This is a genomic window from Nocardioides sp. 31GB23 (assembly GCF_040012395.1).
GTDB classification, from domain to species: Bacteria; Actinomycetota; Actinomycetes; order Propionibacteriales; family Nocardioidaceae; genus Nocardioides; species Nocardioides salarius.
Window position 1 is genome coordinate 71629 of the sequence record NZ_JBDYKJ010000003.1, and the last position, 26107, is coordinate 97735.

General features: G+C 73.2%; 27 protein-coding genes. 24 read left to right on the forward strand and 3 right to left on the reverse strand.

Features of this window, described 5'->3' with window-relative positions:
* Nucleotides 1-14: 14 nt before the first annotated feature.
* From ABKW28_RS01540 to ABKW28_RS01550, 3 genes are read left to right on the forward strand one after another with little or no spacing between them, the layout of a single operon-like run.
* Nucleotides 15-914 (forward strand): ABC transporter ATP-binding protein, encoded by a 900-nt coding sequence (locus ABKW28_RS01540; protein ID WP_348605899.1) that lies wholly within the window; start codon nucleotides 15-17, stop codon nucleotides 912-914.
* On the forward strand, nucleotides 911-1984 hold the full coding sequence (locus ABKW28_RS01545; protein ID WP_341230552.1) for an ABC transporter permease: 1074 nt from the start codon (nucleotides 911-913) through the stop codon (nucleotides 1982-1984). Before ABKW28_RS01540 ends, ABKW28_RS01545 begins: the two co-directional genes overlap by 4 nt.
* Entirely contained in the window at nucleotides 1981-2901 is a 921-nt protein-coding gene (locus ABKW28_RS01550; protein WP_348605901.1) for an SDR family NAD(P)-dependent oxidoreductase, read from the forward strand. Before ABKW28_RS01545 ends, ABKW28_RS01550 begins: the two co-directional genes overlap by 4 nt.
* 58 nt (nucleotides 2902-2959) lie before the next feature.
* On the opposite strand, the gene ABKW28_RS01555 is transcribed toward ABKW28_RS01550, so the two are convergent.
* Nucleotides 2960-3961: a Ku protein gene (locus tag ABKW28_RS01555; protein ID WP_348605903.1), complete on the reverse strand. Its 1002-nt coding sequence runs from the start codon at nucleotides 3959-3961 to the stop codon at nucleotides 2960-2962.
* 119 nt (nucleotides 3962-4080) lie between these two features.
* Here ABKW28_RS01555 and ligD (ABKW28_RS01560) point away from each other — a divergent pair, with 119 nt between their 5' ends.
* From ligD (ABKW28_RS01560) to ABKW28_RS01605, 10 genes are all read left to right on the forward strand, one after another.
* Nucleotides 4081-5025, forward strand: a complete 945-nt coding sequence (ligD, locus tag ABKW28_RS01560) for a non-homologous end-joining DNA ligase (protein WP_348605905.1) — start codon at nucleotides 4081-4083, stop codon at nucleotides 5023-5025.
* 13 nt (nucleotides 5026-5038) lie between these two features.
* Complete coding sequence (ligD, locus tag ABKW28_RS01565) at nucleotides 5039-5947, forward strand: non-homologous end-joining DNA ligase (RefSeq protein WP_348605907.1); 909 nt, start codon at nucleotides 5039-5041, stop codon at nucleotides 5945-5947.
* A gap of 153 nt (nucleotides 5948-6100) precedes the next feature.
* Nucleotides 6101-6637 carry a hypothetical protein gene (locus ABKW28_RS01570; RefSeq protein WP_348605909.1) on the forward strand — a complete coding sequence of 179 codons (537 nt, stop codon included), beginning with the start codon at nucleotides 6101-6103 and terminating at the stop codon, nucleotides 6635-6637.
* A gap of 82 nt (nucleotides 6638-6719) precedes the next feature.
* Nucleotides 6720-7451: a response regulator transcription factor gene (locus tag ABKW28_RS01575; protein ID WP_348605911.1), complete on the forward strand. Its 732-nt coding sequence runs from the start codon at nucleotides 6720-6722 to the stop codon at nucleotides 7449-7451.
* Between the two features lie 73 nt (nucleotides 7452-7524).
* The gene (locus ABKW28_RS01580; RefSeq protein WP_193669176.1) at nucleotides 7525-8316 is read left to right on the forward strand and encodes an HAD-IIA family hydrolase; all 792 of its coding nucleotides are present in this window, start codon (nucleotides 7525-7527) and stop codon (nucleotides 8314-8316) included.
* Between the two features lie 9 nt (nucleotides 8317-8325).
* Nucleotides 8326-10458 (forward strand): ATP-binding protein, encoded by a 2133-nt coding sequence (locus ABKW28_RS01585; RefSeq protein ID WP_348605913.1) that lies wholly within the window; start codon nucleotides 8326-8328, stop codon nucleotides 10456-10458.
* A gap of 77 nt (nucleotides 10459-10535) precedes the next feature.
* Nucleotides 10536-11057, forward strand: a complete 522-nt coding sequence (locus ABKW28_RS01590; RefSeq protein WP_193669107.1) for a pyruvoyl-dependent arginine decarboxylase — start codon at nucleotides 10536-10538, stop codon at nucleotides 11055-11057.
* Entirely contained in the window at nucleotides 11050-11631 is a 582-nt protein-coding gene (locus ABKW28_RS01595; RefSeq protein ID WP_348605915.1) for a hypothetical protein, read from the forward strand. The genes ABKW28_RS01590 and ABKW28_RS01595 overlap by 8 nt, the downstream gene beginning before the upstream one ends.
* Before the next feature lie 101 nt (nucleotides 11632-11732).
* Nucleotides 11733-12110 (forward strand): response regulator, encoded by a 378-nt coding sequence (locus ABKW28_RS01600; RefSeq protein ID WP_348605917.1) that lies wholly within the window; start codon nucleotides 11733-11735, stop codon nucleotides 12108-12110.
* 124 nt (nucleotides 12111-12234) lie between these two features.
* Entirely contained in the window at nucleotides 12235-13245 is a 1011-nt protein-coding gene (locus ABKW28_RS01605) for an IS481 family transposase (protein WP_348605947.1), read from the forward strand.
* On the opposite strand, the gene ABKW28_RS01610 is transcribed toward ABKW28_RS01605, so the two are convergent.
* Entirely contained in the window at nucleotides 13242-13874 is a 633-nt protein-coding gene (locus ABKW28_RS01610) for a TetR family transcriptional regulator (protein WP_348605919.1), read from the reverse strand. The two genes, ABKW28_RS01605 and ABKW28_RS01610, sit on opposite strands and share 4 nt — an antisense overlap.
* Before the next feature lie 45 nt (nucleotides 13875-13919).
* Here ABKW28_RS01610 and ABKW28_RS01615 point away from each other — a divergent pair, with 45 nt between their 5' ends.
* Nucleotides 13920-14867 (forward strand): oxygenase MpaB family protein, encoded by a 948-nt coding sequence (locus tag ABKW28_RS01615; protein ID WP_348605921.1) that lies wholly within the window; start codon nucleotides 13920-13922, stop codon nucleotides 14865-14867.
* Here the strand turns inward: ABKW28_RS01615 and ABKW28_RS01620 are convergent.
* Nucleotides 14824-15918 carry an LLM class flavin-dependent oxidoreductase gene (locus ABKW28_RS01620; RefSeq protein WP_348605923.1) on the reverse strand — a complete coding sequence of 365 codons (1095 nt, stop codon included), beginning with the start codon at nucleotides 15916-15918 and terminating at the stop codon, nucleotides 14824-14826. The two genes, ABKW28_RS01615 and ABKW28_RS01620, sit on opposite strands and share 44 nt — an antisense overlap.
* 113 nt (nucleotides 15919-16031) lie before the next feature.
* Here ABKW28_RS01620 and ABKW28_RS01625 point away from each other — a divergent pair, with 113 nt between their 5' ends.
* From ABKW28_RS01625 to ABKW28_RS01670, 10 genes are all read left to right on the forward strand, one after another.
* A complete protein-coding gene (locus ABKW28_RS01625; RefSeq protein ID WP_193669112.1) occupies nucleotides 16032-17258 on the forward strand; it encodes a substrate-binding domain-containing protein in 1227 nt (408 codons plus the stop codon).
* Nucleotides 17255-18016: an ABC transporter ATP-binding protein gene (locus ABKW28_RS01630; RefSeq protein WP_348605925.1), complete on the forward strand. Its 762-nt coding sequence runs from the start codon at nucleotides 17255-17257 to the stop codon at nucleotides 18014-18016. The genes ABKW28_RS01625 and ABKW28_RS01630 overlap by 4 nt, the downstream gene beginning before the upstream one ends.
* Nucleotides 18013-18792, forward strand: coding sequence for an ABC transporter ATP-binding protein (locus tag ABKW28_RS01635; RefSeq protein ID WP_348605927.1), 780 nt, complete (start codon nucleotides 18013-18015; stop codon nucleotides 18790-18792). Before ABKW28_RS01630 ends, ABKW28_RS01635 begins: the two co-directional genes overlap by 4 nt.
* Nucleotides 18789-19664 (forward strand): branched-chain amino acid ABC transporter permease, encoded by an 876-nt coding sequence (locus ABKW28_RS01640; RefSeq protein WP_193669115.1) that lies wholly within the window; start codon nucleotides 18789-18791, stop codon nucleotides 19662-19664. The genes ABKW28_RS01635 and ABKW28_RS01640 overlap by 4 nt, the downstream gene beginning before the upstream one ends.
* Nucleotides 19661-20815: a branched-chain amino acid ABC transporter permease gene (locus ABKW28_RS01645; protein WP_348605929.1), complete on the forward strand. Its 1155-nt coding sequence runs from the start codon at nucleotides 19661-19663 to the stop codon at nucleotides 20813-20815. The genes ABKW28_RS01640 and ABKW28_RS01645 overlap by 4 nt, the downstream gene beginning before the upstream one ends.
* Complete coding sequence (locus tag ABKW28_RS01650) at nucleotides 20812-22413, forward strand: AMP-binding protein (RefSeq protein WP_348605931.1); 1602 nt, start codon at nucleotides 20812-20814, stop codon at nucleotides 22411-22413. The genes ABKW28_RS01645 and ABKW28_RS01650 overlap by 4 nt, the downstream gene beginning before the upstream one ends.
* A complete protein-coding gene (locus ABKW28_RS01655) occupies nucleotides 22410-23108 on the forward strand; it encodes a TetR/AcrR family transcriptional regulator (protein ID WP_348605933.1) in 699 nt (232 codons plus the stop codon). The genes ABKW28_RS01650 and ABKW28_RS01655 overlap by 4 nt, the downstream gene beginning before the upstream one ends.
* Nucleotides 23105-24040: an alpha/beta fold hydrolase gene (locus tag ABKW28_RS01660; RefSeq protein ID WP_348605935.1), complete on the forward strand. Its 936-nt coding sequence runs from the start codon at nucleotides 23105-23107 to the stop codon at nucleotides 24038-24040. The genes ABKW28_RS01655 and ABKW28_RS01660 overlap by 4 nt, the downstream gene beginning before the upstream one ends.
* Nucleotides 24041-24101: 61 nt before the next feature.
* The gene (locus tag ABKW28_RS01665) at nucleotides 24102-25433 is read left to right on the forward strand and encodes a PHB depolymerase family esterase (RefSeq protein ID WP_348605937.1); all 1332 of its coding nucleotides are present in this window, start codon (nucleotides 24102-24104) and stop codon (nucleotides 25431-25433) included.
* Between the two features lie 35 nt (nucleotides 25434-25468).
* Nucleotides 25469-26005 (forward strand): hypothetical protein, encoded by a 537-nt coding sequence (locus tag ABKW28_RS01670; RefSeq protein ID WP_348605939.1) that lies wholly within the window; start codon nucleotides 25469-25471, stop codon nucleotides 26003-26005.
* Nucleotides 26006-26107: the final 102 nt, after the last annotated feature.

Sequence of the window (26107 nt, forward strand, 5' to 3'; positions counted from 1 at the left end):
CTAGGGTCCGGGGCATGGGAGCGATCGAGACGGTCGACCTGACGATGACCTACGGCACGCTGCGGGCGGTCGACGCCGTCTCGATGCAGGTCGCCGAGGGGGAGTTCGTCGGCGTCCTGGGCCCCAACGGGGCCGGGAAGACCACGCTGCTGGAGATGGTCGAGGGGCTGCGGCGTCCCACGTCGGGCAGCGCCACCGTGCTGGGCGAGCCCGTGTGGCCGCGCAACGCCGCGCTGCTGCCGCGCATCGGCGTGCAGCTGCAGGCCTCGTCGTTCTTCGAGCGGCTCACCGCGCGCGAGCAGATCCGCACCTTCGCCGCGCTCTACTCCCGTCCCGCGCGCGAGGCCGACGACTGGCTCGAGCGGGTCGGCCTGGCCGAGAAGTCCGGCACCCGGGTCGAGGACCTCTCCGGCGGCCAGGCCCAACGGCTCTCGATCGCCTGCGCGCTGGTGCACGACCCCGACGTGCTCTTCCTCGACGAGCCCACCGCGTCGCTGGACCCGCAGGCGCGGCGCAACCTGTGGGACCTGCTCTCGGGGCTCAACGAGTCGGGTCGCACCGTCGTGCTCACCACGCACCACATGGACGAGGCGGAGGCCCTCTGCGACCGGGTGGCGATCATGGACCACGGCCGGCTCCTCGAGATGGACAGCCCGGCCGCGCTGGTGCGCGGCCTCGACGCGCCGGCCCGGATCACCGTGGCCCCCGGGCTGATCGACCGGTCCGCCGGCCGCGCCCTCGACGGGGTCGAGGACGCGGAGGAGCGGGTCGAGGGCACCGTGCTGGTCACCCGGGAGCCCGCGCGGGTGGTCAGCCGGCTCGCCGAGCTCGACCTGCTCGACGGGGTGCAGGTGCAGACCGGCACCCTCGAGGACGTCTTCTTGACCCTCACCGGGCGGGAGTACCGCGCATGAGGCAGTTCTGGGCCCTCTCCCTGGCCATCGTGCGCGGCTTCACGCGCGACAAGGCGTCGGTCTTCTTCTCGCTCGTCTTCCCGCTGATGTTCCTGGTGCTCTTCGGCGGCATCTTCGCCGACCAGAGCCGCTCCGAGCTCGACATGGTGCAGGTCGGCGACGTGCCGGTCCTCCAGGAGCTGCCCGAGGGCGCACAGGAGGCCTTCGACGACACCTTCGCCGTCACCCGCACCGACGACGTCGACGCCGCCGTCGAGCTGGTACGCAGCGGCGACGCCGACGTGGCGGTCGAGATGCGCGGCGACACCCTGGTCGCCCACATCACCCTCACCGACCAGGTCGCCGCGGCCGTCACCCGCGGCTCGCTGCAGGCCTTCGTCGACGGCACCAACGTCTCGCTGCTCGCGCAGGACGCCGGCCGCGCGCCGCCGTACGAGCTGGCCGTCGAGCAGGTCGAGGACGAGTCGCTGAGCGCCATCCAGTTCGTGACCCCCGGCCTGCTCGGCTGGGCGGTGGCGATGAGCGCGGCGTTCGGGGCCGCGGCGACGCTGCAGGGCTGGCGGCAGTCGAAGCTGCTGCGCCGACTGCAGCTGGCCCCGGTCGCGACCCGCACCGTGGTGGGCGCCCGGGTGAGCGTGACCCTGGTGATCGCGCTGGTGCAGATGGCGATCTTCCTGGGACTCGGCACGGTCCTCTTCGGGCTCAGCCTGACCGGGTCGTGGTGGATGGCGGTGCCGCTGCTGGTCACCGGGACCCTGAGCTTCATGTCGCTGGGCCTGCTGGCCGGCGCGGTCACGCGCAGCACCGAGGGCGCGGTCAACGCGGCCAACTTCGTGGTGCTGCCGATGGCCTTCCTCAGCGGCTCGTTCTTCCCGCTCGACGCGGCCCCGCAGTGGCTGCAGACGGTGTCGCAGGCGCTGCCGCTGCGCCACCTCAACGAGGGCATGCTCGACGTGATGGTGCGCGGCGAGGGCCCCTCCGCCGCGCTCGCACCGATCGGGGTGCTGGCACTCTTCGCCGTGGTCGTCACGCTCGTGGCGGCCCGTCTCTTCCGATGGGAGCGTGCATGAACCTGCTGAGCACCCCGCTGGCCCGCCTCGAGCGGCTGGCACGGCCCCTCACCGGGCGCCCGAGCCCGTTGCGTGACGCGCACGTGGTGGTCACCGGGGCCTCCTCGGGCATCGGCGAGGCCACGGCGTACGCCGCCGCGGCCGCCGGCGCCCACGTGCTGCTCGTGGCGCGCCGCGCCGACGAGCTCGAGCGCGTGGCGGAGCGGGTGCGCGAGCAGGGCGGGCGCGCCACGACCTACCCCTGCGACCTCACCGACGGCCCGGCCGTCGACGCGCTGGCCGCGCGGCTGCTCGACGAGCACGGCCACGTCGACCACCTGGTCAACAACGCCGGGCGCTCGATCCGGCGCTCACTGGCCCTGAGCGGCGGGCGCTTCCACGACGTGGAGCGCACGATGGCGATCAACTTCCTGGCCCCGGTGCGCCTGACCATGGGTCTGCTGCCCTCGATGCGCGAGCGCGGGTCGGGGCACGTGGTCAACATCGTGACGTGGGGCGTGCAGCTCAAGGCGCCGAAGTTCTCGGCCTACATCGCCTCCAAGACCGCCCTCGACGCCTGGAGCCGGGTCGCGGGCCGTGAGACCTGGGCCGACGGGGTCACCTTCACCTCGATGCGCTTCGGGCTGGTCGAGACGGCGATGACCGCACCCACCGAGGCCTACGCCGGGCGGGGCGCGAGCCCCGAGCAAGCCGCCGCACGCGTCGTACGCGCGATGGAGGAGCGGCCGGTGCTGGTCAGCACGCTGGCCGGCAACGTCGGTGAGGTGCTCAACCTGCTCGCGCCCCGGCTCACCGACGTGCTGTTCGCCCGCGCCGACCGGACCTTCGCCGACTCCGCCGCCGCCCGCAGCACCGACCCCGCCCCCACCGCCCCCGCGAAGGTTCATCGGGTACCCGACGAACCTGTCGCCACCTGACCGAAGGTCCAGCCAGGCAGCGGGAGGTTCATCGGCCGGCCGATGAATCTCTCGTGGCTCAGCTGGCCTTCTTGGCCGCCGACTTCTTCGAGGTCGACTTCTTGGCCGCGGTCTTCTTGGCGGGAGCCTTCTTCGAGGTCGTCTTCTTGGCGGTGCTCTTCTTCGCGGCCGCCTTCTTGGCGGGGGCCTTCTTGGTGGTGCTCCGGCCGGACCCCGACTTCTTCTCGCCCTCGCCCTCGTCCTCGGCGGAGTCCTCGTCGGAGTCCGCGTCGTCCTCGTCGCTCTCGCGGCGCCCCGACTTGGCGGCGTCGACCGAGCGCTGCAGGGCCGCCAGCAGGTCGACCACCTCGCCGGAGGACTTGGTCGAGGTGGGGGTGCGCTTCATCTCGCCGCCCTCGATCTTGGTCTTGACCATCATCTCGACGGCCGCGGCGTAGTCGTCCTCGAACTCGGCGGCGTCGAAGTCGCCGGCGAGGGTGTCGACGAGCATCGTGGCCATCTTGACCTCGGCGTCCTTGACCTCGCCGGTCTCGACCGAGAAGTCGGGGGTGCGGATCTCGTCGGGCCACATCATCGTCTGCAGCACGATCACGTCGTCGCGCACCCGCAGCACCGCGATGGTGGTGCGCTGGCGCAGCGCGACCGTGACCACGGCCATCCGGTCGGCGTCGACCAGCGCCTGGCGCAGCAGCGCGTAGGGCTTGGCGCCGGACTTCTCCGGCTCGAGGTAGTAGCTCTTCTCGAAGAGCATCGGGTCGATCTGCTCGGAGGGCACGAACTTCTCGACCGCGATCTCGCGCGACGACGTCGACGGCAGCTCGGCCATGTCGTCGTCGGTGAGGATGACCATCTCGCCGTCCTCGGTCTCGTAGCCCTTGGCGATGTCGGCGTAGGGCACCTCCTCGCCGTCGATCGAGCAGACCCGCTGGTAGCGGATGCGACCGCCGTCCTTCGCGTGCACCTGGCGGAAGGACACGTCGTGCGACTCGGTCGCCGAGTAGAGCTTGACCGGCACGCTGACCAGCCCGAAGGACACCGCACCCTTCCAGATCGCGCGCATCACGAGCCTCCCTGTCGACGTGCGCCCGCCCGGGCGCCCCACCAGTGTGACGGGTGGGACGCCCGCTCGTCATCGCCCGGGTGGGCGCGGTCGGCGACCGGCTCGGGCAGGATGGGCGCGTGCCACCGCCGCGCCCGATGCTCGCGACCAAGGCCAGCAGCCTGCCCACCGGCCCGGAGTGGACGCACGAGGTGAAGTGGGACGGCGTGCGCATCCTCGCCGACCTGTCCGCCACGCACGGCGGCCCCGCCCGGCTGTGGAGCCGCAACGCCAACGAGGTCGGCGTCGCGTGGCCCGACGTGGTCGACAGCCAGGTCGGCGCGCGCGACCTGCTCGTCGACGGCGAGGTGATCGTGCTCAACGAGGCGGGGGTGCCCGACTTCCGGGTGCTCCAGGAGCGCCTGCACGTACGCCGCGCGAGCACCGCCGAGCGGCTGGCCGGCTCGCTGCCGGCGACGTTCATGGTCTTCGACCTGCTGCGTCTCGACGGCACCGATCTCACCGACCTGCCGTTGCACGAGCGGCGCGCCCGGCTCGCCGACCTCGACCTGGGCCGCTGGCAGGTGCCGGCGGCGTACGACGACGGGGCGATGCTGCACGCCGCGACCCTCGAGCAGGGGCTCGAGGGCGTCGTGAGCAAGCGCCTCGCCTCGCGCTACACCTTCGAGCAGCGCAGCCCGCACTGGCTCAAGCTCGCCCACCGGCACCGCCGCTCCTACGTGGTCGGCGGCTGGCGCCCGCAGGAGGGCAGCAGCGACCGGCTGGCCGCGCTGCTGGTGGGGGAGCCGACGCCCGACGGCCTCGCCTACCGCGGCCGGGTGGGCAGCGGCATCGGCGGCCGGGTCTCGCGCCGGCTCACCGAGCTGGTCGCGGGCCTGGCCCGCGCCACCAGCCCGTTCGCTGACGAGGTGCCCGCCGTCGACGCCCGCGGCACGCACTGGCTCGAGCCGGTGCTGGTCGTCGACGTCGACACCCACGGCACCGGCCACGCCCGGCTGCGCCAGCCGTCGTACCGCGGCCTGCGCGACGACCTGTCGCCCGACGACCTGCGGGACCAGTCGTGAGGGGGCCTCGCTGATGGCCGGCGAGGAGCTGCTCGTCGACGTCGAGGGCCGCACCCTGCGCATCAGCAACCTCGACAAGGTGATGTACCCCGCCACCGGCACCACCAAGGGCGAGGTGCTGCAGTACTACGCCCGCATCGCGCCGACGCTGCTGCCGCACCTGGCCGACCGGGCGGTGACCCGGATCCGCTGGCCGCACGGCACCGGGGGGAGCAGCTTCTTCGAGAAGAACGCGCCGGGCGGCACGCCGTCGTGGGTGCGCACCGTCTCGGTGCCCACCACTGGCAGCCGCGGCGAGTCGCGGCACGGCGACCGCCTGGTCTTCCCGGTCGTCGATGACCTGGCGACGCTGACCTGGCTGGCGAACCTCGCGGCCCTCGAGCTGCACGTGCACCAGTGGCGGGTGGGCCGCAACGGGCGGCCCCGCAACGCCGACCGCATCGTCATCGACCTCGATCCCGGCGACCCGGCCGGCCTGCACGAGTGCTGCCAGGTGGCGCTGCTGGTGCGCGAGCGGCTCGCCGAGCGCGGGCTCGAGGCCCGCCCGGTGACCAGCGGCAGCAAGGGCCTGCACCTCTACGCCACCCTGCCGCGACGGCTGGCGCCGGCTGACTCGACCGAGCTGGCCAAGCAGGTGGCCGAGGAGCTGTCGGCGGCCCACCCGCGCCGGGTCACCGCCACGATGACCAAGGCACGGCGCGGCGGCAAGGTCTTCCTCGACTGGTCGCAGAACGCCGGCTCGAAGACCACCATCACGCCCTACTCGCTGCGCGGGCGAGAGCGTCCGTACGTCGCCGCGCCGGTGTCGTGGAGCGAGGTCGAGGCCGGCGCGGAGGATCCCCTGGGCCTCGAGCAGCTGCGCTTCGAGGAGGTCGTGGAGCGGGTCGAGGAGCGCGGCGATCTGTTCCCCGACCCGTCCTGAGCGTCCTGCCGGCCGCCGCGGAGCGGGGTGTTACCCAACCGTGCACACGTCGTGGTGTCGGCGTGGTGGCGACGTGGCCGCGCCGTGCGCGCGGAGACCTACGGTCGAGGAGGACCGGCGCTCGTCCGGCCCGAGACCAGGGGAGGACCCGCCATGACCTCGATCCAGCTCTCACGGCACGGCCAACCGCAGCTGCCGAGCCTGAGCAGCTCGCAGCTGCGCTCCGGCGGCGTCGTCGCGGTCGTGCTCCTGGTGCTGGCGGGCACGGTGTGGCTCAGCGGCATCCCGCTGCGCGCCGCCGACGTCGACTCGGGGGCCGGGATGTCGCTCAGCGCGGGGGAGCAGGGCACCACCCTGAGCATCACCAGCCTCGACGCCGGCGCCAGCGCCAGCCGCACCGTGACGATCCGCAACCCCGAGGGCTCCGACGTGCGCCTGGCCCTGGTCGAGAACGCCGCCCCCACCACCGCCGCGGGAGGGGCGCTGGTGCTGCGGATCGAGCACGACGAGCGGACCGTCTACGAGGGTCCTTTCGGCGCCATGGCCGACGTGAGCCAGGACGTGGGCTGGGTGGCGGCACGCGGCGAGAGCACGTTCACCTTCACCGTCTCGCTCCCTGCGGAGGCGGTGCCGTTCTCGGCAGGTGGACAGCCCGCCACCGCCAGCTACGCCTGGGAGACCACGCCCTGAGCGGGGCCGGGCAGCAGTGCGCAGACGATCAACTGGGGCGTTGGGCCCGCGCCGGCATGCCCGTGCCCCTATGCTTCGAGACATGGGTCAGCGCGTGTTGGTGGTCGAGGACGAGGAAGACATCGCCTTCCCCCTCGTGCGCACCCTCGAGCGCGAGGGCTACGAGGTCTCCTGGGTCGACAGCGGGCAGCGTGCCCTCGACGACCTGAGCGGCATCCCCGCCGACGTGGTGATCCTCGACCTGGGGCTGCCCGACATGGACGGCCTCGAGGTCTGCCGACGGGCCCGCGAGGCCGGCTACGAGGGCGCCATCATGATCGTGACCGCCCGCGCCGGCGAGCTCGACCGTGTCGTGGGGCTCGACTACGGCGCCGACGACTACCTGGCCAAGCCGTTCGGGCTGGCCGAGCTGCAGGCCCGGGTCCGGGCGCTGCTGCGCCGCACCGCGAGCGGCTTCGCGGCCGGCTCCGAGGTCGACCCGCACGGGCTGCGCATCGACGTGGCGGCGCGACGGGTCCACTCCGGCGATCGCGAGGTGCCCCTGACGGGCAAGGAGTTCGAGGTGCTCAACATCCTCGCCTCGCAGCGCGACAAGGTCGTGGCCCGCAGCCGGCTGATGGCCGACGTGTGGGACGAGAACTGGTACGGCTCCACCAAGACCCTCGACGTGACCATCGGCCGGCTGCGCCAGAAGCTCGAGGGCGTCGGCGTCACCGACAAGATCGTGGCCGTGCGCGGTGTCGGCTTCCGGCTCGAGGGCCCCGCCCCGCGCCCCGCCTCCTCGTCGACCACGTCCTCCGCAGCCGACGGCTGATCCGGTGGCCAGTCCCGAGCGCGAGCGCGACGCGGCCGCCCCGCGGCGCGAGGTGTTGACCTGGCTCACCGACATGGACGGCGTCCTCGTGCACGAAGAGGTGCCGATCCCCGGCGCCCAGGAGTTCATCGAGGCCCTGCAGCGCTCCGGGCTCGGTTTCATGGTGCTGACCAACAACTCCATCTACACCCCGCGCGACCTGCGCGCCCGGCTGCTGGGCAGCGGCATCGACGTGCCCGAGTCGGCCATCTGGACCTCGGCCCTGGCCACGGCGCAGTTCCTGCACGACCAGCGCCCCGGCGGATCGGCGTACGTCGTCGGCGAGACGGGGCTGACCACCGCGATGCACGACGCGGGCTACGTGATGACCGACCGCGACCCCGACTACGTGGTGCTCGGCGAGACCCGCACCTACTCCTTCGAGGCGATCACCCGCGCGATCCGACTGATCGACGGCGGGGCGCGCTTCATCGCCACCAACCCCGACCCCAGCGGCCCCAGCCAGGACGGCAAGCTGCCGGCCACCGGCGCGGTCGCCTCGCTGATCACCACCGCGACCGGCCGGGCCCCCTACTACGTCGGCAAGCCGAACTCGTTGATGATGCGCAGCGCACTGAACCGCATCGACGCCCACTCCGAGACCACCGTGATGGTGGGCGACCGGATGGACACCGACATCATCGCCGGCCTCGAGGCGGGGCTGCGCACGGTGCTGGTCACCAGCGGGTCGACGCCACCCGAGCAGGTCGGCACCTTCCCCTACCGGCCCACCGTGGTGCACGAGTCGGTGGCCGACCTGGTCGACCTCGTCGAGCAGTGGGCCCACGCAGACCCGGAACCGCCCCGCGGCCCGGCCGGGCAGTAGTCTCCGCGCATGCCGTCCGGCCCACCTGCCGCGAGGCGCCAGCGACTCTTCCTCGTCGTCGCCGCCGTGGTCGCCGCTGCGCTCTTCGTGCTCTTCTGGGCCCTCCTGGCCTCCCCTCTGCCCGCCACGACGCGCGGCGACGTCAGCGCGCTGGGCCTGCTCGTGGCCGGCCTCCTGGCCACCGCGAGCACCGCCAACCGGGCGCGCTGGTCGAGCGGTGGCCGGAGGCGGGCGTGGCGGCTGCTGTCGCTGGCCGGGCTGACCGCGCTGGCCGGCAACGTCGCCTCGGCCCTGCTGCGCGCCCCGGGGAGCGAGGGGACCGCGCCCGTCGGTGACGTCGCCATCGCCGTGGCGCTGCTGCTCTCGATCGCCAGCCTGGCCACCTTCACCCAGGTCACCCGCAGCCGGGTCGACCTGGCGGTGATGGCCCTCGACGGACTGATCCTCGGCGCCGCGGTGCTGATGATCGCCGCCAGCCTCGTCTACGACGAGCTGCTCGCCTCGGGCAACAACGTCTCGCTGCTGGCCGGCGCGGTGATCCCGATCCTCGACGTCGTGCTGGCGACCGTCGCCCTGATCCTGCTGCGCCGCACCCGCGGCCCCGACCGGGTCGCCCTGGGGCTCGTCGCGGCCGGCTTCATCGTCTACACGATGACCGACCTCGGGTACGCCGTGCGCGTGGCCGCGGGCACCTTCGAGTTCGGCTCGCTGCTCGACCTGGGCTGGATCTCGGGCTACCTCCTGCTCGCCCTGGCCGCCTGGTGGCCGACCCGGGTCAGCGACGTGACGCGCGAGGACGGCGTCGCGGGCGCGGAGGACTGGGACACCGCGGTGGTCTTCGGCGTGCTCCTGGTCGCCACCATGGTCGAGGTGATGGGCAACGGTGCCGGCGGCCTGCTCAGCATCGAGACCCTCTTGTGGTTCCTGCTGATCGGGGGAGCGGGGATGCGGCAGGGACTGATCGCGCGGGACAACCGCGACCTGCGCCGCAACCTGGAGGAGCAGGTGCGCGAGCGCACCGCCGACCTGGGCCAGATGGCGCGCGAGACCGAGGTGCTGCTCTCCTCGGTCGCCGACGGCATCTACGGGGTCGACCTCGACGGCCGGGTCACCTTCGTCAACCCGTCCGGCGCCCAGATGCTCGGCTACGCGGTCGACGACCTGGCCGGCCAGCTCGCCCACGACGTCTTCCACGCCCCGGACGAGGACGGGCACCCCTACCCGGCCCAGGACTGCTACATCGCCGACGCGGTGCTCCTGCGCCGGGTCAGCAACGGCGAGGAGGACCGCTACGTCCGCGCCGACGGTGCGCTCTTCCCCGTGGAGATCACCGCGAGCCCGCTGGTCGACGACGACACCGGCGAGGTCCGCGGTGGGGTGGTCGTCTTCCGCGACATCACCTCCCGGCAGGAGGTCGAGCGGGTCAAGAACGAGTTCCTCTCGGTGGTCAGCCACGAGCTGCGCACCCCGCTCACCTCGATCCGCGGCTCGCTCGGCCTGCTCTCGGGCGGTGTGATGGGGGACCTGCCCGAGCAGGCCGCGTCGATGGTCGACCGCGCCCTGATGAGCTCGGAGCGGCTGACGCGGATGATCAACGACATCCTCGACCTCGAGCGCATCGAGTCGGGCACGCTGGCCCTGGAGGTCCAGCCCCACGACGTCGACGACCTGCTGGCGATCGCCGACCGGGAGATGGAGGGGCTGGCGACGAGCCGAGACGTCCGGCTGGTGCGCCACGTCGACTGCCCGGCGCGGGTGCTGGCCGACCACGACCGGATCGTGCAGTCGCTGACCAACCTGATCGGCAACGCCGTCAAGTTCTCCCCGCCGGGCTCCGTCGTCGAGCTCGACGCCCGCCTGGTCGACGGCGACGTCGAGATCCAGGTGCGCGACCGGGGACGCGGCATCCCTGCCGAACGGCTCGACACCATCTTCGACCGCTTCGTGCAGGTCGACTCCTCCGACATGCGACGCGAGGGCGGCTCGGGCCTGGGGCTTGCGATCTGCCGCGGGATCGTCGAGCGGCACGGCGGCCGCGTGTGGCTGGAGAGCGAGGTCGGCGTCGGCACGACGGCCCACCTGTGCCTACGAGCGGCGCCGGAGGTCGCCCCGTTGACGGGACCCTCCGCGACCTCGCGGTGAAGGTCAAGGAACAATCGGGCGTCGTCCACCCGGCGGCGGCGTCCGCTCCGCCGGGCTTCCCTGCATCGGAGGCCACGTTGGTACCCGCACCGTCCCTCGACAGCCCCGCCTCGGCGGCGGGCCCCCGCATCACCGTGCGCACCGGCAGCGGCACCGGCCGCACCCGGCTCTCGGCCTTCGACGCGGCGCTGCGCGAGGCCGGCGTGGCCGACCTCAACCTGATCACCCTCTCCTCGGTCGTGCCGCCGGGCAGCACCGTCGTGGAGTCGCACGAGCCGCTCGAGCACCAGCACGGCGACCGGCTCTGGTGCGTGCTCGCCTCGGCCGGGGCCGAGCAGCACGGCGAGGTCGTCTGGGCGGGGCTCGGCTGGGCCCGGGACACCCGGACGGGAGCGGGTGTCTTCGTGGAGCACCACAGCGGCAGCGAGGAGGCCCTGCGCACCCAGATCACGCTCAGCCTCGAGGACCTGTGCGCCTCGCGCGGCTGGAGCCAGGTCGAGAGCAGCACCGTCGTGGCCACCGCGGAGTGTGTCGACGACCCGGTCTGCGCGCTCGCCGTGGCCGCCTACGAGGTGCAGGGGTGGACGAGCGGTGCCTGAGCGGACCCTGGACGGGCTGAGCATCACCATCGACGTCGAGGGGGCTCTCGACCCCGACGTCGTGGAGCGCTTCCACGCCCTCTACGCCGAGACCTTCGCGCCGATGGCCACACGGGCCGTGGCCCGCCAGGTGCTGCACCGCGAGGAGTTCGTCGAGGAGATGAGCGACCCACGGGTCATGAAGTACGTCGCCCGCGACCCCGCGGGCGACGTGGTCGGCCTGACCACCCTGACCCGCGACCTCGAGACGGTGCCGTGGATCAGCCCGGAGTACTTCGCCGCGCACTACCCCGAGCACACGGCCCGCAACGCGGTGTTCTACCTGGGATTCACCCTGGTCGCCCCGCGGCACCAGCGCACCCACGTCTTCCAGTCGATGATCGAGCAGATCATCGCGCGGGTCCTCGAGGACCGGGGGGTCTGCGGGTGGGACGTGTGCGCCTACAACGAGGAGGTGCTGGGCTTCTCCACGATGATCGGCGAGCTGCTGCACTCCCACGCCGACTGCACGGTCGAGCAGGTCGACGCCCAGACCTACTCCGTCGTGGAGATGCACGGCCCGCCGCCGGCCTGAGCCACCCGGACGGGTGCCCCACGGATGCCGGATCGGGTGCCCGCGCCGGTATCCTCTCCACCAGCAGCCGCCCTGGGACTGCGCCCCGTCGAGAGGAAACGATGCCGACCGTGCTGGTGGTGGACGACGACGACGACGTCCGCATGGTCACGTGCCTCTCGCTCACCAAGGTGGGCGGCTGGGACGTGCTCGAGGCCTCCCGCGGCCGCGAGGCGATCGACGTGGCCCGCGATGCCCGCCCCGACGCGATCCTGCTCGACCTGATGATGCCGGACATGGACGGCATCACGACCTTCGGGCTGCTCCAGGACGACCCCGCGACGCGTGGCATCCCTGTCGTGCTGCTCACCGCCAAGAGCCACGTCGGGCCGAACCAGCCCTGGGACGGCCTCGCCGTGTCCGGCGTGCTGGCCAAGCCCTTCAGCCCGATGGAGCTGCCGCGCGACGTCGCGGCGCTGCTGGGCTGGGAGACCCGCTAGCTGTGATGCCCAGGCACGTTGGTCGAGATCGTGTGACGACACGGTCTGATCTGTAGATGGACGAAGGCCTCCCCGGTGTGGAGTGGAGCTGTCTAGAAACCGCTCCGCCACCAAGGAGGCCTTCGTGTCCCACGCTACCCACTCCAATGCAGCCCTGACCCCTCGCGCCCGCCTCCGACTCGCACGCCTGGTCGTTGAGCACGGTTGGCCGCCAGCTCGAGCGGCCGAGCGCTACGACGTGTCCTGGCGCACCGCGAAGAAGTGGGCTGATCGGTACCGGGCCGAAGGCCCGGCCGGGATGCACGACCGCTCCTCGGCCCCACGCCACCAGCCGAACCGGACCCCGGCACCGGTGGTGCGCAAGATCGTGCACCTGCGCTGGAAACAGCGACTCGGCCCGGTCGAGATCGCCGATCGGCTCGGCATGGCTTCCTCGACGGTGCACGCGGTCCTCGTGCGGTGCCGGATCAATCGCCTCACCCACGTCGACCGGGCCACCGGTGAACCGATCCGTCGCTACGAGCACGAGAAACCTGGCGATCTGCTCCACGTGGACGTGAAGAAGCTCGGGCGGGTCCCCGACGGCGGGGGCTGGCGCTACGTCGGTCGTCAGCAGGGACTGAAGAACCGATCAGCAACCACGCTGCGAACGGGCGGTGCCAAGAACAAGTACCACCAACCACTCATCGGGACCTGCTACCTGCACACCGTCATCGACGACCACTCCCGCGTCGCCTACGTCGAGGCCCACGACGACGAAACCAAGGAAACCGCGACCGAGGTCCTCAAGAACGCCGTGGCCTGGTTTGCCGACCGCGGCGTCACCGTCCAGCGCGTGCTGTCCGACAACGGCAGCTGCTACAAGTCGCACCTGTGGCGTGAGACCTGCGCCGACCTGGGGATCACGCCGAAGAAGACCCGGCCCTACCGGCCGCAGACGAACGGGAAGATCGAACGCTTCCACCGCACCCTGGCCGAGGGCTGGGCGTTCAAGAAGTTCTACAACTCCGAGTCAGCCCGGCTCGCGGCTCTGCCAGGATGGATCCACGAGTACAACCACCACCGGCCCCACTCAGCAATCAGCAAGGCAGCCCCCATCACCAGGTTGGACAACCTGGCTGGGCATCACAGCTAGCCGCGGTCGCGCCCGGGCCGCACCGGCCCCGCCTCCCGCCGTACGACGGCCAGCACCGCCCGGGCCAGCGACGCGGACAGCTCGGCCGGGCCCACCGGTGCCGGTGAGACCTGCTCGTCCTCGAAGAGCGCCCGGGTCGCCCCGAGGCCGAAGAGCAGCCGCCACGCGGCCTCGGCGTCGCCGGCCCGGGCCCCGAAGCGCTCGCCCAGCCACCGGGTGACCCCCGCCCCGACGCGGTGCGTGAAGGCGGTGCTGAGCGCCTCGGCCTCCACCGAGCCGGCCCGGCCCACCAGGAAGGCCCGCATGGCCGCCCGGTGCCGCCCGAAGATGTCGACGGCGGCGGCGGCCAGCAGGCCCACGGCGCGCTCGTCGTCGACCTCCTCGTCGGCGCGGGCGAAGGCCGCACCGGTCTCGGCCTCGATCGCACCGAGCGCTCGGGTCTGGGCCGCGAGCATCAGGCCGTGGCGGTCGCCGAAGCGGTGGTAGAGCGAGCCGTTGGACGTGCCGGCCGCCCTGGCCACCGCGGCCACGGTGACCGCACCCTCGCCGCCGTCCTCGAGCAGGCGCAGCGTCGCGTCGAGCATCCGCTCGGCCGACGACTCGCTGCGGGACTGGAGGGGGGCGCGCATGCCGGGAGCCTAGCCACAATGGAGCAGGTGCTCTAGTTTTGGGCCATGAGGTCGTTCACGTGGCGGGGCAAGAGGTTCGGCGGGGTCCCGCGTGACCACTGGCAGCGGGTCAACGAGGCGCTCGACCCCGAGAGCGACTTCGTGGAGATCTACCGCAACGCGGTGGTGCACGAGTTCCCCTGGGACATGAACCAGGCGCTGTCCTTCGCGCTCTTCCGCACCTATGCCGTGCCCGGCATCGGTGCGCTGCTCGCCCGCACCGGCGCGTTCACCGAGCAGGTGCAGCGCCGCTACGACGACACGGCGCTGCTGCTCGAGCAGCCCTCGCTGAAAGGCTTCGACCACCCCGACGCCCGGGCGGCGATCCGCCGGGTCAACCAGATGCACCGCGCCTACGACATCCCCGACCACGAGTTCCGCTACGTGCTGTCCACCTTCGTGGTGGTGCCCAAGCGCTGGCTCGACGACTACGGCAAGCGCCCCCTGACCGCCACCGAGCTGCGCGCCTCGGTGAACTACTACCGCACCCTGGGTCGGCACATGGCGATCCCGGATGTGCCCGAGACCTACGAGGGCTTCGCGAGGCTGATGGACGACTACGAGGCGGAGCACTTCGGGCCCGACGAGGGTGGACGCGCGGTCGCCGCGTCGACGCTGGCGCTGATGCTCACCTTCCAGCCCTCGTTCGCCGCCCGCGGCGTCGAGGTCTTCTCGCGAGCCCTGATGGACCCGCCCCTGCGCGAGGCCCTGGGGTACGACGCGCCCCCGGGCGCGGTCGAGCGTGCCTCGCGGGCGGCGCTGCGGGCCCGGGGACGGCTGCTGCGGCTCTTCCCCGCGCGGCTCAGCGCCCAGACGGTCGCCGACCTGCCGTGGGTGCGCTCCTACCCCGACGGCTTCGACATCGAGCAGCTCGGCACCTTCCCGACGCCGGGGGTGGCCGGCTGTCCGGTCAGGCACGCTCCTGGGCCAGCAGCTCCCGCACCCGGGGGATGACCTCGGTGCCGTAGAGCCGGATCGACTCCAGGCGCTGCGCGTGCGGCAGCGCGCCGACGGCGTACTTCATCTGGAAGCGCGAGAGGCCCAGGGTCCGCACCGCCCGGACGATCTTGCGGGCCACGGTCTCGGGGGAGCCGACGAAGAGCGCCCCCTGCTCGCCGGCGCCCTGGTCGAACGCCTCGCGGGTGTAGGGGCCCCAGCCGCGCTCGCGACCGATGCGGGTGAAGGCGGCCGCCTGGTGCGGGAACATCTGCTCCCGCGCCTGCTCGTCGGTGGCGGCGACGTGGCCGGGGGAGTGCATGCCGATCGGCAGCTCGGGGCGCTCGTACTCGACCAGGGCGCGCCGGTAGAGGTCGGCGAGCTGGGTGAAGCCGGCCGGTGATCCGCCGATGACCGCCAGCACCAGCGGCATGCCGTACGCCGCGGCGCGCACCACCGACTGGGGCGTGCCGCCGACCGCGATCCAGGCGGGCAGCAGGCCGGCCTCGGTGCGCGGGTGCACGACCTGGTCGCGCAGCGGCGGGCGGATCGTGCCCGACCAGGTGACCGGCTGCTCGGACTGGACGGCGGCGAAGAGGTCGAGCTTCTCGTGGAAGAGCACCTCGTAGTCGGACAGGTCGTGGCCGAAGAGCGCGAAGGACTCGGTGAACGAGCCACGCCCCAGCTGCACCTCGGCACGTCCCCCGCTGATGGCGGCGAGGGTGGAGAAGCGCTGGAAGACCCGGATGGGGTCGTCCGAGGAGAGCACCGTCACGCCGGTGCCCAGCCGCAGCCGCGAGGTCTGCCCGGCGATCGCGGCGAGCACCACGTCTGGCGCGGCGATGGCGTAGTCGTCGCGGTGGTGCTCGCCGAGCCCGAGGTAGTCGACCCCGACCTGGTCGGCGAGGACTCCTTCGGCGACGACCTGGCGGATGGCCTCGGCCTCGTGCACGGGTCGCCCGTCGGGTCCGAGCTCGAGGTCGCCGAAGGTGTCGAGCCCGAAGGTCGGGTGCTCCGGTGTGCCCAGGCGCAGCAGGGCGTCGGGCAGGGCGGCGGGAGGGGTGCTCACGCCCCGAGCCTACGAGGGGGTCTGTACCGGTCGTTGACATGAGTAAAGGCTGTGGCTACGGTCACGTCATGAGACCTGAATCACCTGTCAGGTTTGACGACGAAGGAGAAGTCATGACGCAGCGCACCCCGGCCCGAACGGGCGGACGACGCTCCCTGGCGGTGGCCGCAGCAGCGGTCGTCGGCGTGCTGGGCCTCAGTGCCTGCGCGCCCGACAGCGGTTCCGCCTCCTCGGGCGAGGACGGTGACGGCGCGGCCGTCCCGGTCTCGATCATCTACTCGCAGAGCGGCCCGCTCGCGGCGTACGGCGAGGCCTACCGCAACGGCCTCGAGGCCGGCATCGACTACGCCACCGACGGCTCCGGCGAGGTGGACGGTCGCGAGATCGAGCTCGACTTCGCCGACGACGCCGGCGACCCCGCCAAGGCGGTCGGCCTGGCCAAGGACGCCATCGGCTCCGGCACCCAGATCATCGCGGGCACCGTCTCCTCGGGCGTGGCTCTCTCGCTGGCCGAGCAGGCCGAGCAGAACGAGGTGCTCTACATCTCCGGCCCCGCCGCGGCCGACGCCGTGACCGGCATCAACCGCTACACCTTCCGCTCGGGTCGCCAGACCTACCAGGACGTCGCCACCGCGGGCTCGCTGATCGGCGACCTCGAGGGCAAGGACGTCGTGGTCTTCGCCCAGGACAACGCCTTCGGCCAGGGCAACGTGGCCGGTGTCGAGGCCGTCCTCGGCGGCGGCGGCGCCACCGTCGAGCCGGTGCTCGTGCCCGAGGACGCCACCGAGTTCACCCCCTTCGCCCGGCGCATCCTCGACGCCGACCCCGACCTGGTCTTCGTGGCCTGGGCCGGTGACACCACCAGCGCCATGTGGCAGTCCCTGGACCAGCAGCAGGTCTTCGACGAGGTGCCGGTGACCACCGGTCTCGGCGACATCGCCAGCTACGGCGCCTACGGCGCGGCCAGCGAGCAGATCACCTTCCTCTCGCACTACTTCGCCGGCGCCCCCGACAACGACGTCAACGCCGCGATGGTGGAGGCGCTCGAGGAGGCCGGCGCCGAGGCCGACCTGTTCTCGCCCGACGGCTTCGTGGCCGGGCAGATGATCGTGCACGCCATCGAGGAGGGCGGCGGCGACGACGTCGACGCGATGATCGAGGCGCTCGAGGGCTGGGAGTTCGAGGGCCCCAAGGGCACCACCACGGTGCGCGCCGAGGACCACGCGCTGATCCAGCCGATGTTCGCGGCGACGCTGGCCGAGGAGGGCGGGTCGTTCGTGCCCGAGCTCGCCGACCAGGTCGAGCCCGACGCCGTCGCACCCCCGGTCGCGACCTCGTGAGCCAGCCCGGCCCGGTCCTCGCGGTGCACGACCTGCACCTGAGCATCGGCGGCGCGGTGATCATCGACGGGGTCTCCCTCTCGGTGCCGCGCGGCGAGATGCTCGGGGTGATCGGCCCCAACGGTGCGGGCAAGACGACGCTGTTCAACCTGCTGTCGGGCGTCATGCGCCCGACGGCGGGCACGGTGCACCTCGCCGGCGACGACGTCACCGCCCGCTCGGTCGACGCCCGGGCCCGGGCCGGGCTGGGCCGCACGTTCCAGACCTCGAGCCTCTTCGACGGGCTCACCGCGCTCGAGAACGTGCGACTGGCCGCCCAGGCGGCCCTCGGCGGCGCGCTGAGCCTGGTCCGCTTCCCCGGTCGCGGCGGTGCCGCCACCGAGCGGGCGCGCGACCGGCTCGACCAGGTGGGCCTGGCCCACCACGAGCAGACCGTCGCCGGGGGCCTGGCCCACGGCGACAAGCGCAAGCTGGAGATCGCCATGCTGCTGGCCAGCGACCCCCACGTGATCCTGCTCGACGAGCCGATGGCCGGGGTCGGCAGCGCCGACGTCGAGGGCCTGATGGACCTCATCCGCACGGTGCACCGCGAGCACGGCACCACCGTGCTGATGGTCGAGCACCACATGGACGTCGTCCTCGGTCTGGTCGACCGGCTCGCGGTGATGCACCACGGCCAGCTGCTGGCCTGCGACTCCCCGGAGGCCGTGATGGCCGACCCCACCGTCCAGAGCGCCTACCTCGGAGCGAGCGCATGAACCAGTCGGGACCCGTCCTGCGGGTGCGCGGCCTCTCGGCCCGCATCGGTCAGCAGCAGGTCGTCGAGGACGTCACCCTCGAGGTGCCCGCCCAGGGCGTCACCGCCCTGCTCGGCCGCAACGGCGTCGGCAAGACCAGCACCATCAAGGCGGTGCTCGGCCTCGTCGAGCGCAGCGGTGTCGTCGAGCTCGACGGCGAGCGCATCGACACCCTGCCCACGCACCGCATCGTGCAGCGCGGCGTCGGCTACGTCCCCGAGGACCGCGAGGTCTTCGGCTCCCTCAGCGTCGAGGAGAACCTGCGCCTGGCCGAGCGCAGCGCGAACCCGCGCCGCGAGCTGGTCGCCGACCTGTTCCCCGACATCATCGCGCGGGGCCAGCAGGCCGCCGGCACCCTGTCGGGCGGGCAGCAGCAGATGGTCGCGCTCGCCCGCGCCCTGCTCAACGACAACCGGCTGCTGCTGGTCGACGAGCCCACCAAGGGCCTCTCGCCCAAGCTGGTCGGCGAGGTCACCGAGGCGCTCGAGCGCGCCGCCCAGGTCGTGCCCATCCTGCTCGTCGAGCAGAACCTCGTCGTGGCCCGCCGCCTGGCCGACCGCGCCGTGGTGATGGCCGACGGCCGCGTCGTGCACACCGGCGACGCCGCCGAGCTGTTCGACGACGAGCAGCGGGTCGTCAGCCTCCTCGGCGTCGGCTCCACCAGCTCGAGCAGCTCCGCCCATGACTCCGGCAGCCACCCCGACCCGTCCACCCACAGCCAGGAGGTCCGCTCGTGAGCACCGTCGTGCTGCTGCTCGCCACCGGCCTGGGCCTGGGGGCGCTGTACTTCCTCGTCGCCTCGGGCCTCTCGCTCATCTACGGCCTGATGGGCGTGCTCAACTTCGCCCACGGCTCCTTCCTGACCCTGGGCGCCTTCGCCGGGTGGGAGACCGCCCGCCGCCTCGGCGGCGACTCCTGGGGCTCGCTGCTGCTCTCGCTGCTGGTCGGGGCCGGCGTCGGCGCCCTCGCCGCGGTGCTCACCGAGCTGCTGCTGATCCGGCGCCTCTACGAGCGCCACATCGAGCAGGTGCTGGTCACCGTCGGCCTGGCGCTGGCCACCGTCGCGCTCTTCGACGGCATCTGGGGCACCGACGCCATCTTCGTCACCGGCCCCGGCTGGTTCGACGAGACCACCACGATCCTCGGCGCCCGCGTGCCCAACGACCGGTTCCTGCTGATCGGCGTCGCGGCGCTGGTGCTGGGCGGGATCGTGGCCTTCCTGCGCTTCACCCGCTTCGGCCTGGTCATCCGCGCCGGCGTCGAGAACCGCTCCATGGTCACCGCCCTGGGCATCGACGTGCGCCGCGCCTTCACCGTCGTCTTCGCCATCGGCGGCGCCGCCGCCGGCCTGGGCGGGGTGCTGGCCTCGCACTACTTCGGCTACGTCTCGCCCCAGCTGGGCGGCTCGCTGCTGATCTTCGCTTTCATCGTCACCGTCATCGGCGGCCTGGGCTCCCTGCTCGGGGCGGCGATCGCCTCCGTCGTGGTCGCGGTGCTGCAGCAGATGGCCAACTTCTACCTCTCCGGGACCGGCGACCTGGTGGTCGTGCTGCTGCTGGCCACCGTCCTGCTCGTGCGTCCCTCCGGCCTGATGGGAGCCCGCGCATGAGCGCCACCACCGACACCCACCCCGACACCGGTACGCCGCAGCCCGCGCCCCCGGCCGGCCCCACCGGTGCCCCCCGCCGCGGGGCGGGCCTGCCGCTGCGGCTGCTGGTCGTGCTGGGCCTCGTCGTGCTGCTGGCGGTGCTGCCGCTGGTCGACCTGAGCGTGCCCGGCGTGCTGCCGGGAGCGACGTACACGCCCGGCACGCTGCAGCTGATGGCGCTCGCGCTGGTCTTCGCCTCGCTCGCGCTGACCTACCACGTGATCTTCGGCGTGGCCGGGCTGCTGAGCTTCGGGCACGCGCTCTACCTGGCCATCGGCGCCTACGGGCTGGGCGTCGTGCTCGAGCGCACCGACCTGGGCCTGGTGCCGGCGATGCTGCTCACCCTGCTCGTCGGCGCGGTCGTCGCGTTGGTGCTCGGCGCGGTCGGGCTGCGCGTCGGCGGCATCTCCTTCGCGATGGTGACCCTGGCCTTCGCCCAGGCCGGCTCGGTGCTGATCCGCCGCAACAGCGACGTCACGGGCGGCGAGGAGGGGCTGCGCCTCGACACCACCCACGTGCCCGACGCGCTGGTCGGCGTCGCCGACACCCGCAACCTCTACTGGGTGGCGCTGGTGCTGCTCGTGGTCGTCTTCGCGCTGGTGACCTGGTTCGAGCGCTCGCGGGCCGGCCACGTCGCCGCCGCCACCCGTGAGAACGAGCTGCGGGTGCGGGTGCTGGGCCTGCGGCCCTTCGCGGTCAAGCTGCTCGCCTTCGTCACCGGCTCGGTGCTGGCGGTGGTCGTGGGCATGGTCTACCTGCTGCTGCAGAGCGGCGCCACGCCCCGCATCGCCTCGGCCGACTTCACCCTCACGATCCTGGTGATCGTGGTGCTGGGCGGCCTCGGCTCGCGCTGGGGCGCCGTGGTCGGCGGCATCGTCTACACGCTGCTCGACCAGCGGCTGACCACGCTCGCGGCCTCCGACGCCGTCGAGTCGCTGCCGGCGGTGCTGAGCGTGCCGCTGGGCGAGCCGCTGTTCATCCTCGGCACCCTGTTCATCCTCGTCGTGCTCTTCGTGCCCGGCGGCCTCGTGGGCCTCGGCGCCCGCCTCGCCGGGGCCCGCAGCCGCGCGGCACGCCCCGGGGCGCTCGCCGCGGGGGAGGATGGCCCATGACCACCTCGCCTTCCGCGGCCGCCGACGGGCTGCACACCCTGGGCCGCTGGACCACCGACCGGGCGACCTCGACGCCCGAGCGGGTCGCGATCGACGACAGGGGGGTGGTGCTCACCTACGAGCGCCTCGACCAGCGCGCCGAGCGGCTCGCCGCGTGCCTGCGCCGCGCCGGCTACGCCAAGGGCGACCGGCTGGCGACCCTGACCGGCAACAGCGCCGACCACGTGGTGCTGTTCTTCGCCTGCGCCAAGGCCGGGCTGGTGCTGGTGCCGCTGTCGTGGCGGCTCTCGCCGCGCGAGCTGGCCGGCCAGGTCGAGGAGGCCGACCCCGCGCTGCTGCTGGTCGAGGAGGAGTTCACCGCGCTGGCCCGCGCCACCCTCGACCTGGTCGTCGGGCAGGTCCCCGTGGCCGCGATGGGCGCCCAGGGCGTCGAGCGGCACGCGCCGGCGCCGGGCGGCTCCGAGCGGGCCCGCGGCGAGCGGCGTACGACGGCAGGGACGGGCGCTGCTGCGGCGGCCGCGCCGGTCGAGGACGACGACCCGCTGCTGATCATCTTCACCTCGGGCACCTCCGGGCAGGCCCGCGGCGCGGTGCTGACCCACGCCAACTGCTTCTGGACCAACCTGTCGCTCTCGCGCACCGCCGAGATCACCAGCCGCGACGTGGTGCTCGCGCTGATGCCGCAGTTCCACGTCGGCGGCTGGAACGTGCAGCCGCTGCTCGCGTGGTGGATGGGCGCCACCGTCGTGCTCGAGCGCACCTTCGACGCCGGGCGGGTGCTGCACCTGATCGCCGAGCGCCAGATCACCACCACGATGGGGGTGCCCGCGACCTACCTGATGCTGGCCGAGCACCCCGACTTCGTGGCAGCCGACCTGGGCAGCCTGCGCCACGCCATCGTCGGCGGGGCGCCGATGCCCGAGCCGCTGCTGCGCACCTGGCACCGGCGCGGGGTCGCGCTGACCCAGGGCTACGGCCTGACCGAGGCCGCGCCCAACGTGCTGTGCCTGCCGCCCGAGGAGGCCACCCGACGCGTCGGGATGGCCGGCACGCCCTACCCGCACGTCGAGGTCGAGCTCGTCGACCCGGCCACCGGCGCGGTGGTCGAGGGCCCCGGCACCGGCGAGCTGGTGGTGCGCGGGCCCAACGTCTTCGCCGGCTACTTCCGCGAGCCCGAGCACGAGCGGGCCGAGCAGGAGCGCCGCCGCGGCCTGCACACCGGCGACCTGGCCACCCGCGACGCCGACGGCTACTACCGCATCGTCGACCGCATCAAGGACATCTTCATCACCGGCGGCGAGAGCGTCGCCCCGGCCGAGGTCGAGCAGGTGCTGCTGGCCCACCCGGCCGTGGCCGACGCGGCCGCGGTGGGCGTGCCCGACGCGCGCTGGGGCGAGGTGTGCGCGGCGTACGTCGTGCTGCGCCCCGGCGTGGCCACCGACGAGCAGGACCTGCGCGAGCACTGCGCCCGCGAGCTGGCGGCCTTCAAGGCGCCGCGCCACGTCGAGGTCGTCGCCGAGATCCCGCGCTCCTCGAGCAGCAAGGTCGTGCGGCGCGCGCTGGCCGACCGGTGGCGCGAGCAGGAGGTCCGGGCATGAGCGAGACCGCACGCAAGCCGCCGAGCACCAAGCGCGGCACCGCGACCCGCAAGGCGATCATCGACGCCGCCGAGCACGTCTTCGCCGAGCACGGCTACGCCGACGCCTCGATCACCCGGATCACCGAGAAGGCCGGGGTCGCCCAGGGCACCTTCTACCTCTACTTCGACTCCAAGCTCACCGTCTTCGAGGAGCTCGTCGAGGACCTCAACCGCCGGGTGCGCCACGCCATGACCGAGGGCTCGGCGGGCGCCACCACGCGGCTGGAGGGGGAGCGGGCCGGATTCCGGGCGTTCTTCGCCTTCACCGCCGAGCACCCCGCGCTCTACCGGGTGGTGCGCGAGGCCGAGTTCGTCTCGCCCCGCGCGCTCAAGCTGCACTACACCCGCATCGTCGAGGGCTACATCGCCAACCTCGAGCGGGCCCGCGCCGTCGGCGACGTCGGCGACATCGACCCCGAGGTCGTCGCGTGGGTGCTGATGGGCATCGGCGAGATGGTCGGGATGCGCTGGGTGCTGTGGGGCGACGAGCCCGGCGCCGCCCCCGGCCCGGGGTCGACCGCCACGGTGCCCGACCACGTCTTCGAGCAGGTGATGGCCTTCATCGAGCGGGCCCTGGCCGCCGCCCACCCCGCCCCCAGCACCCCCAGCACCCCCAGCAGCGACAGCAGCGACACAGGAGCAGACCAGCCATGACCACCGCCACCCGGCACCCCTCGGCGCCCGGCTCCCCGACCGGCCCGACCGGCCCGCGCACCGTCCGCGTGCCCGTCGACGGCGGCGAGCTGACCTGCGGCGTGTGGGGCCCCGAGGACCCCGACGCGCCCCTGGTGCTCGCCGTGCACGGCATCACCGCCCACCACCGCTGCTGGCCCCTGGTCGCCGAGGCGCTGCCGGGCCACCGGGTCGTCGCGCCCGACCTGCGCGGCCGCGGCCGCAGCGCGTCGCTGCCGGCGCCGTACGGCCTCGAGCAGCACGCGCGCGACCTCGAGCAGGTGCTCGACCACCTCGACGTGGCCCGGGTGGGCCTCGTCGGGCACTCGATGGGCGCCTTCGTGGTGCTCACCCTCGCCGCGCGGATCGGCGAGCGGGCCACCGGCCTGGTGCTCGTCGACGGCGGGCTGCCGCTGCTGGCGCCGGCCGGGGGAGCGCCGTCGCCGACGGCGACGCCCGACGACGTGCTCGGCCCCGCCGCGGCGCGGCTGCGGATGACCTTCGAGAGCCACGAGGTCTACCGCGACTTCTGGCGCGACCACCCCGCCTTCGCCCACGACTGGAGCCCGGTCGTCGAGGGGTACGTCGACTACGACCTCGAGGGCGAGGCGCCGCACCTGAAGCCCTCGGCCGTGGTCGAGGCGGTGGCCGCCGACGCCGCGCAGCTCTTCGGGGGAGCGGCGTACGAGGCCGCGATGCGCGCCGTGCGGGTGCCGACCACCTTCCTGCGCGCCCCGCGCGGGCTGATGGACGAGCCGCAGGCGCTCTACGGGGCCGGCGCCGCCGAGCGAGCCCGCGAGTGGCTGCCGCAGCTGCGCGACGTCGAGGTCGACGACGTCAACCACTACACGATCGTGCTGGGCCCCCGCGGGGCTGAGGCCGTCGTCGCCGCCACGCGGGAGCTGCCCGCCTGACCCGACCCGCTGCTGCCCGCACCACCCGCACGTCATGCCTGGCCCTACTCGGAGGAGCACCATGATCGACGTACCGACCCCGTCCCTGCCCGCGCCGCTGCCCAGATCCGCGGCGAGCGCCGCCCGGCGCGGCGGCCCGGCCGTCCTGGCCGGCGTGCTCGCGGTGGTGCTCACCGCCGTCACGCTGGTCCTCGGCCCCGGAGGCGGCACCAGCGCCCGGGCCGCCGGCAGCTGGACCAGCGAGACCATCGCCGGCATGAACGTGCGGCTCTACGTGCCGACCACGGCGCCCGCGATCGCCGACGGCCGGGCGCTGATGGTCAACCTGCACGGCTGCGTGCAGACCAACACCGACCTGCAGACGGCCGGCAACTGGCAGGCCACCGCCGACTCCTACGGCATGGTCGTGGCCGTGCCCGCCGCCCCCAACGGCGGCGTGATCGCCGGCTGCTGGGACTACTACGACGCCAACCACAGCCGCAGCAACCCCGCGCGCCACGACGACAACCTGCTGGCGCTGGTCGACACGCTGCTCGGGCGCACCGCCCTGGACCTCGACGCCGACCAGGTCTACCTGTCCGGGCTGTCCTCCGGTGGCGGCGAGACGATGGTGATGGGCTGCCTGGCCCCCGACGTCTTCGCCGGCGTCGGCATCAACGCCGGACCCACGGTCGGCACCACCTCCTCGCAGATCTCGAGCGTCTCCACCACGAAGTCGGCCGCGACCTCGACCTGCACCCGCTTCGCCGGCAGCCACACCGCCGGCTTCGACACCCAGCTGACCTCGGTGATCCACGGCAACGACGACTACACCGTCAACACCGGCTACAACCGGCTCAACGCCGAGGTGATGGCCGGGCTCTACGGCGCCACCGCGACCTCACCGGTCACCATGTCGGCGCTGCCCGGCACCAGCACCGCCGGCAGCGGCACCATGTGGTCCGACGCCGAGGGCCCGCGGGTCTCGCTGCTGACCAACACCGGCCTGGGCCACAACTGGCCCGCCGGCGGCGGCCCGGGCGGTCGCTACATCAAGGCCAGCAGCATCGACTACCCGCGCTACGTCACCTCGTTCTTCTTCGCCAACAACCGCCGCGTGAGCGGGACGACCACCGGCACGCCGACGCCGACCCCGACTCCCACGCCCACCCCGACTCCCACGCCGACCCCGACGCCCACGCCCAGCCCGACCACGTCGCCGGGCCCGGTGGACTGCTGGACGACCACCAACGCCACCCACGAGGGCGCGGGCCGGGCGGTCAGCTACGGCAGCAACCCCTACAACCCGTTCTACGCGCTGGGCAGCCAGGACTACCTCGGCCAGGGCAACGCCACGGTGACCTCGGTGCGCGAGACCAGCGCTGGCGTCTACCGCAAGGTCGCCGCCTGCTGAGCCCCTGCCCGCGGGTGCGGCACTAGCCTGGGCGCGTGAAGCCCCTGATGACCGTCGTCGTCGGCCTGGTCGTCGTCCTGCTCGACCTGCGCATCGGCAGCGGGGGAGCCGCCTTCGACCTGCTGCCCGATCCCGTGGGCTGGATCGTCGTCGCCGTCGCGCTGGGCAGGCTCGCCCACCTGCACCAGGGCTTCCGGCTCGGCGCCGTGGCAGCCGGGGTCGGGGCCCTGGTCTCGGCGCCGCTGTGGCCGGGCCCCGACCTGCTCGGCGAGACCGCGGTGTGGCTGGGGATCCTGGAGGGGGTCGTCGACCTGGTCGTGGTCGTGGGCACGCTGAGCGGGGTGATGGCGGTCCTGCCGCGCCGTGCGGGGAGCGCCCGCACGCTGCGCACGACGTACGTCGTGGTGGCGGGGGTCTACGCCCTCCTCGCCGTCGGCGGCCTGGTGAGCACCGGCCTGGTGGTGCTGGCGCTGATGGCCACCCTGGTCAGCCTCGTCGTCACCGTCGTCGTGCTGGTCTTCCTGGGCAGCACCTCCTCCGAGACCCCCGACCCGGCCCGAACTTCCCGCTGACCCGGCCTGAACTTCCCCCCGACCCGGCCCAGACTTCCCGCCGACCCGGCCTGAACTTCCCGCCGACCCGGCCTGAACTTCCGAGCCGTGCTGCGTCGGCAA

Coding starts and splice junctions, on each gene's coding strand:
- ABKW28_RS01540 (WP_348605899.1), top strand. CDS start 15: ATGGGAGCGATCGAGACGGTCGACCTGACGATGACCTACGGCACGCTG.
- ABKW28_RS01545 (WP_341230552.1), top strand. CDS start 911: ATGAGGCAGTTCTGGGCCCTCTCCCTGGCCATCGTGCGCGGCTTCACG.
- ABKW28_RS01550 (WP_348605901.1), top strand. CDS start 1,981: ATGAACCTGCTGAGCACCCCGCTGGCCCGCCTCGAGCGGCTGGCACGG.
- ABKW28_RS01555 (WP_348605903.1), bottom strand. CDS start 3,961: ATGCGCGCGATCTGGAAGGGTGCGGTGTCCTTCGGGCTGGTCAGCGTG.
- ligD (WP_348605907.1), top strand. CDS start 5,039: ATGGCCGGCGAGGAGCTGCTCGTCGACGTCGAGGGCCGCACCCTGCGC.
- ABKW28_RS01570 (WP_348605909.1), top strand. CDS start 6,101: ATGACCTCGATCCAGCTCTCACGGCACGGCCAACCGCAGCTGCCGAGC.
- ABKW28_RS01575 (WP_348605911.1), top strand. CDS start 6,720: ATGGGTCAGCGCGTGTTGGTGGTCGAGGACGAGGAAGACATCGCCTTC.
- ABKW28_RS01580 (WP_193669176.1), top strand. CDS start 7,525: ATGGACGGCGTCCTCGTGCACGAAGAGGTGCCGATCCCCGGCGCCCAG.
- ABKW28_RS01585 (WP_348605913.1), top strand. CDS start 8,326: ATGCCGTCCGGCCCACCTGCCGCGAGGCGCCAGCGACTCTTCCTCGTC.
- ABKW28_RS01600 (WP_348605917.1), top strand. CDS start 11,733: ATGCCGACCGTGCTGGTGGTGGACGACGACGACGACGTCCGCATGGTC.
- ABKW28_RS01610 (WP_348605919.1), bottom strand. CDS start 13,874: ATGCGCGCCCCCCTCCAGTCCCGCAGCGAGTCGTCGGCCGAGCGGATG.
- ABKW28_RS01615 (WP_348605921.1), top strand. CDS start 13,920: ATGAGGTCGTTCACGTGGCGGGGCAAGAGGTTCGGCGGGGTCCCGCGT.
- ABKW28_RS01625 (WP_193669112.1), top strand. CDS start 16,032: ATGACGCAGCGCACCCCGGCCCGAACGGGCGGACGACGCTCCCTGGCG.
- ABKW28_RS01635 (WP_348605927.1), top strand. CDS start 18,013: ATGAACCAGTCGGGACCCGTCCTGCGGGTGCGCGGCCTCTCGGCCCGC.
- ABKW28_RS01645 (WP_348605929.1), top strand. CDS start 19,661: ATGAGCGCCACCACCGACACCCACCCCGACACCGGTACGCCGCAGCCC.
- ABKW28_RS01650 (WP_348605931.1), top strand. CDS start 20,812: ATGACCACCTCGCCTTCCGCGGCCGCCGACGGGCTGCACACCCTGGGC.
- ABKW28_RS01655 (WP_348605933.1), top strand. CDS start 22,410: ATGAGCGAGACCGCACGCAAGCCGCCGAGCACCAAGCGCGGCACCGCG.
- ABKW28_RS01660 (WP_348605935.1), top strand. CDS start 23,105: ATGACCACCGCCACCCGGCACCCCTCGGCGCCCGGCTCCCCGACCGGC.
- ABKW28_RS01665 (WP_348605937.1), top strand. CDS start 24,102: ATGATCGACGTACCGACCCCGTCCCTGCCCGCGCCGCTGCCCAGATCC.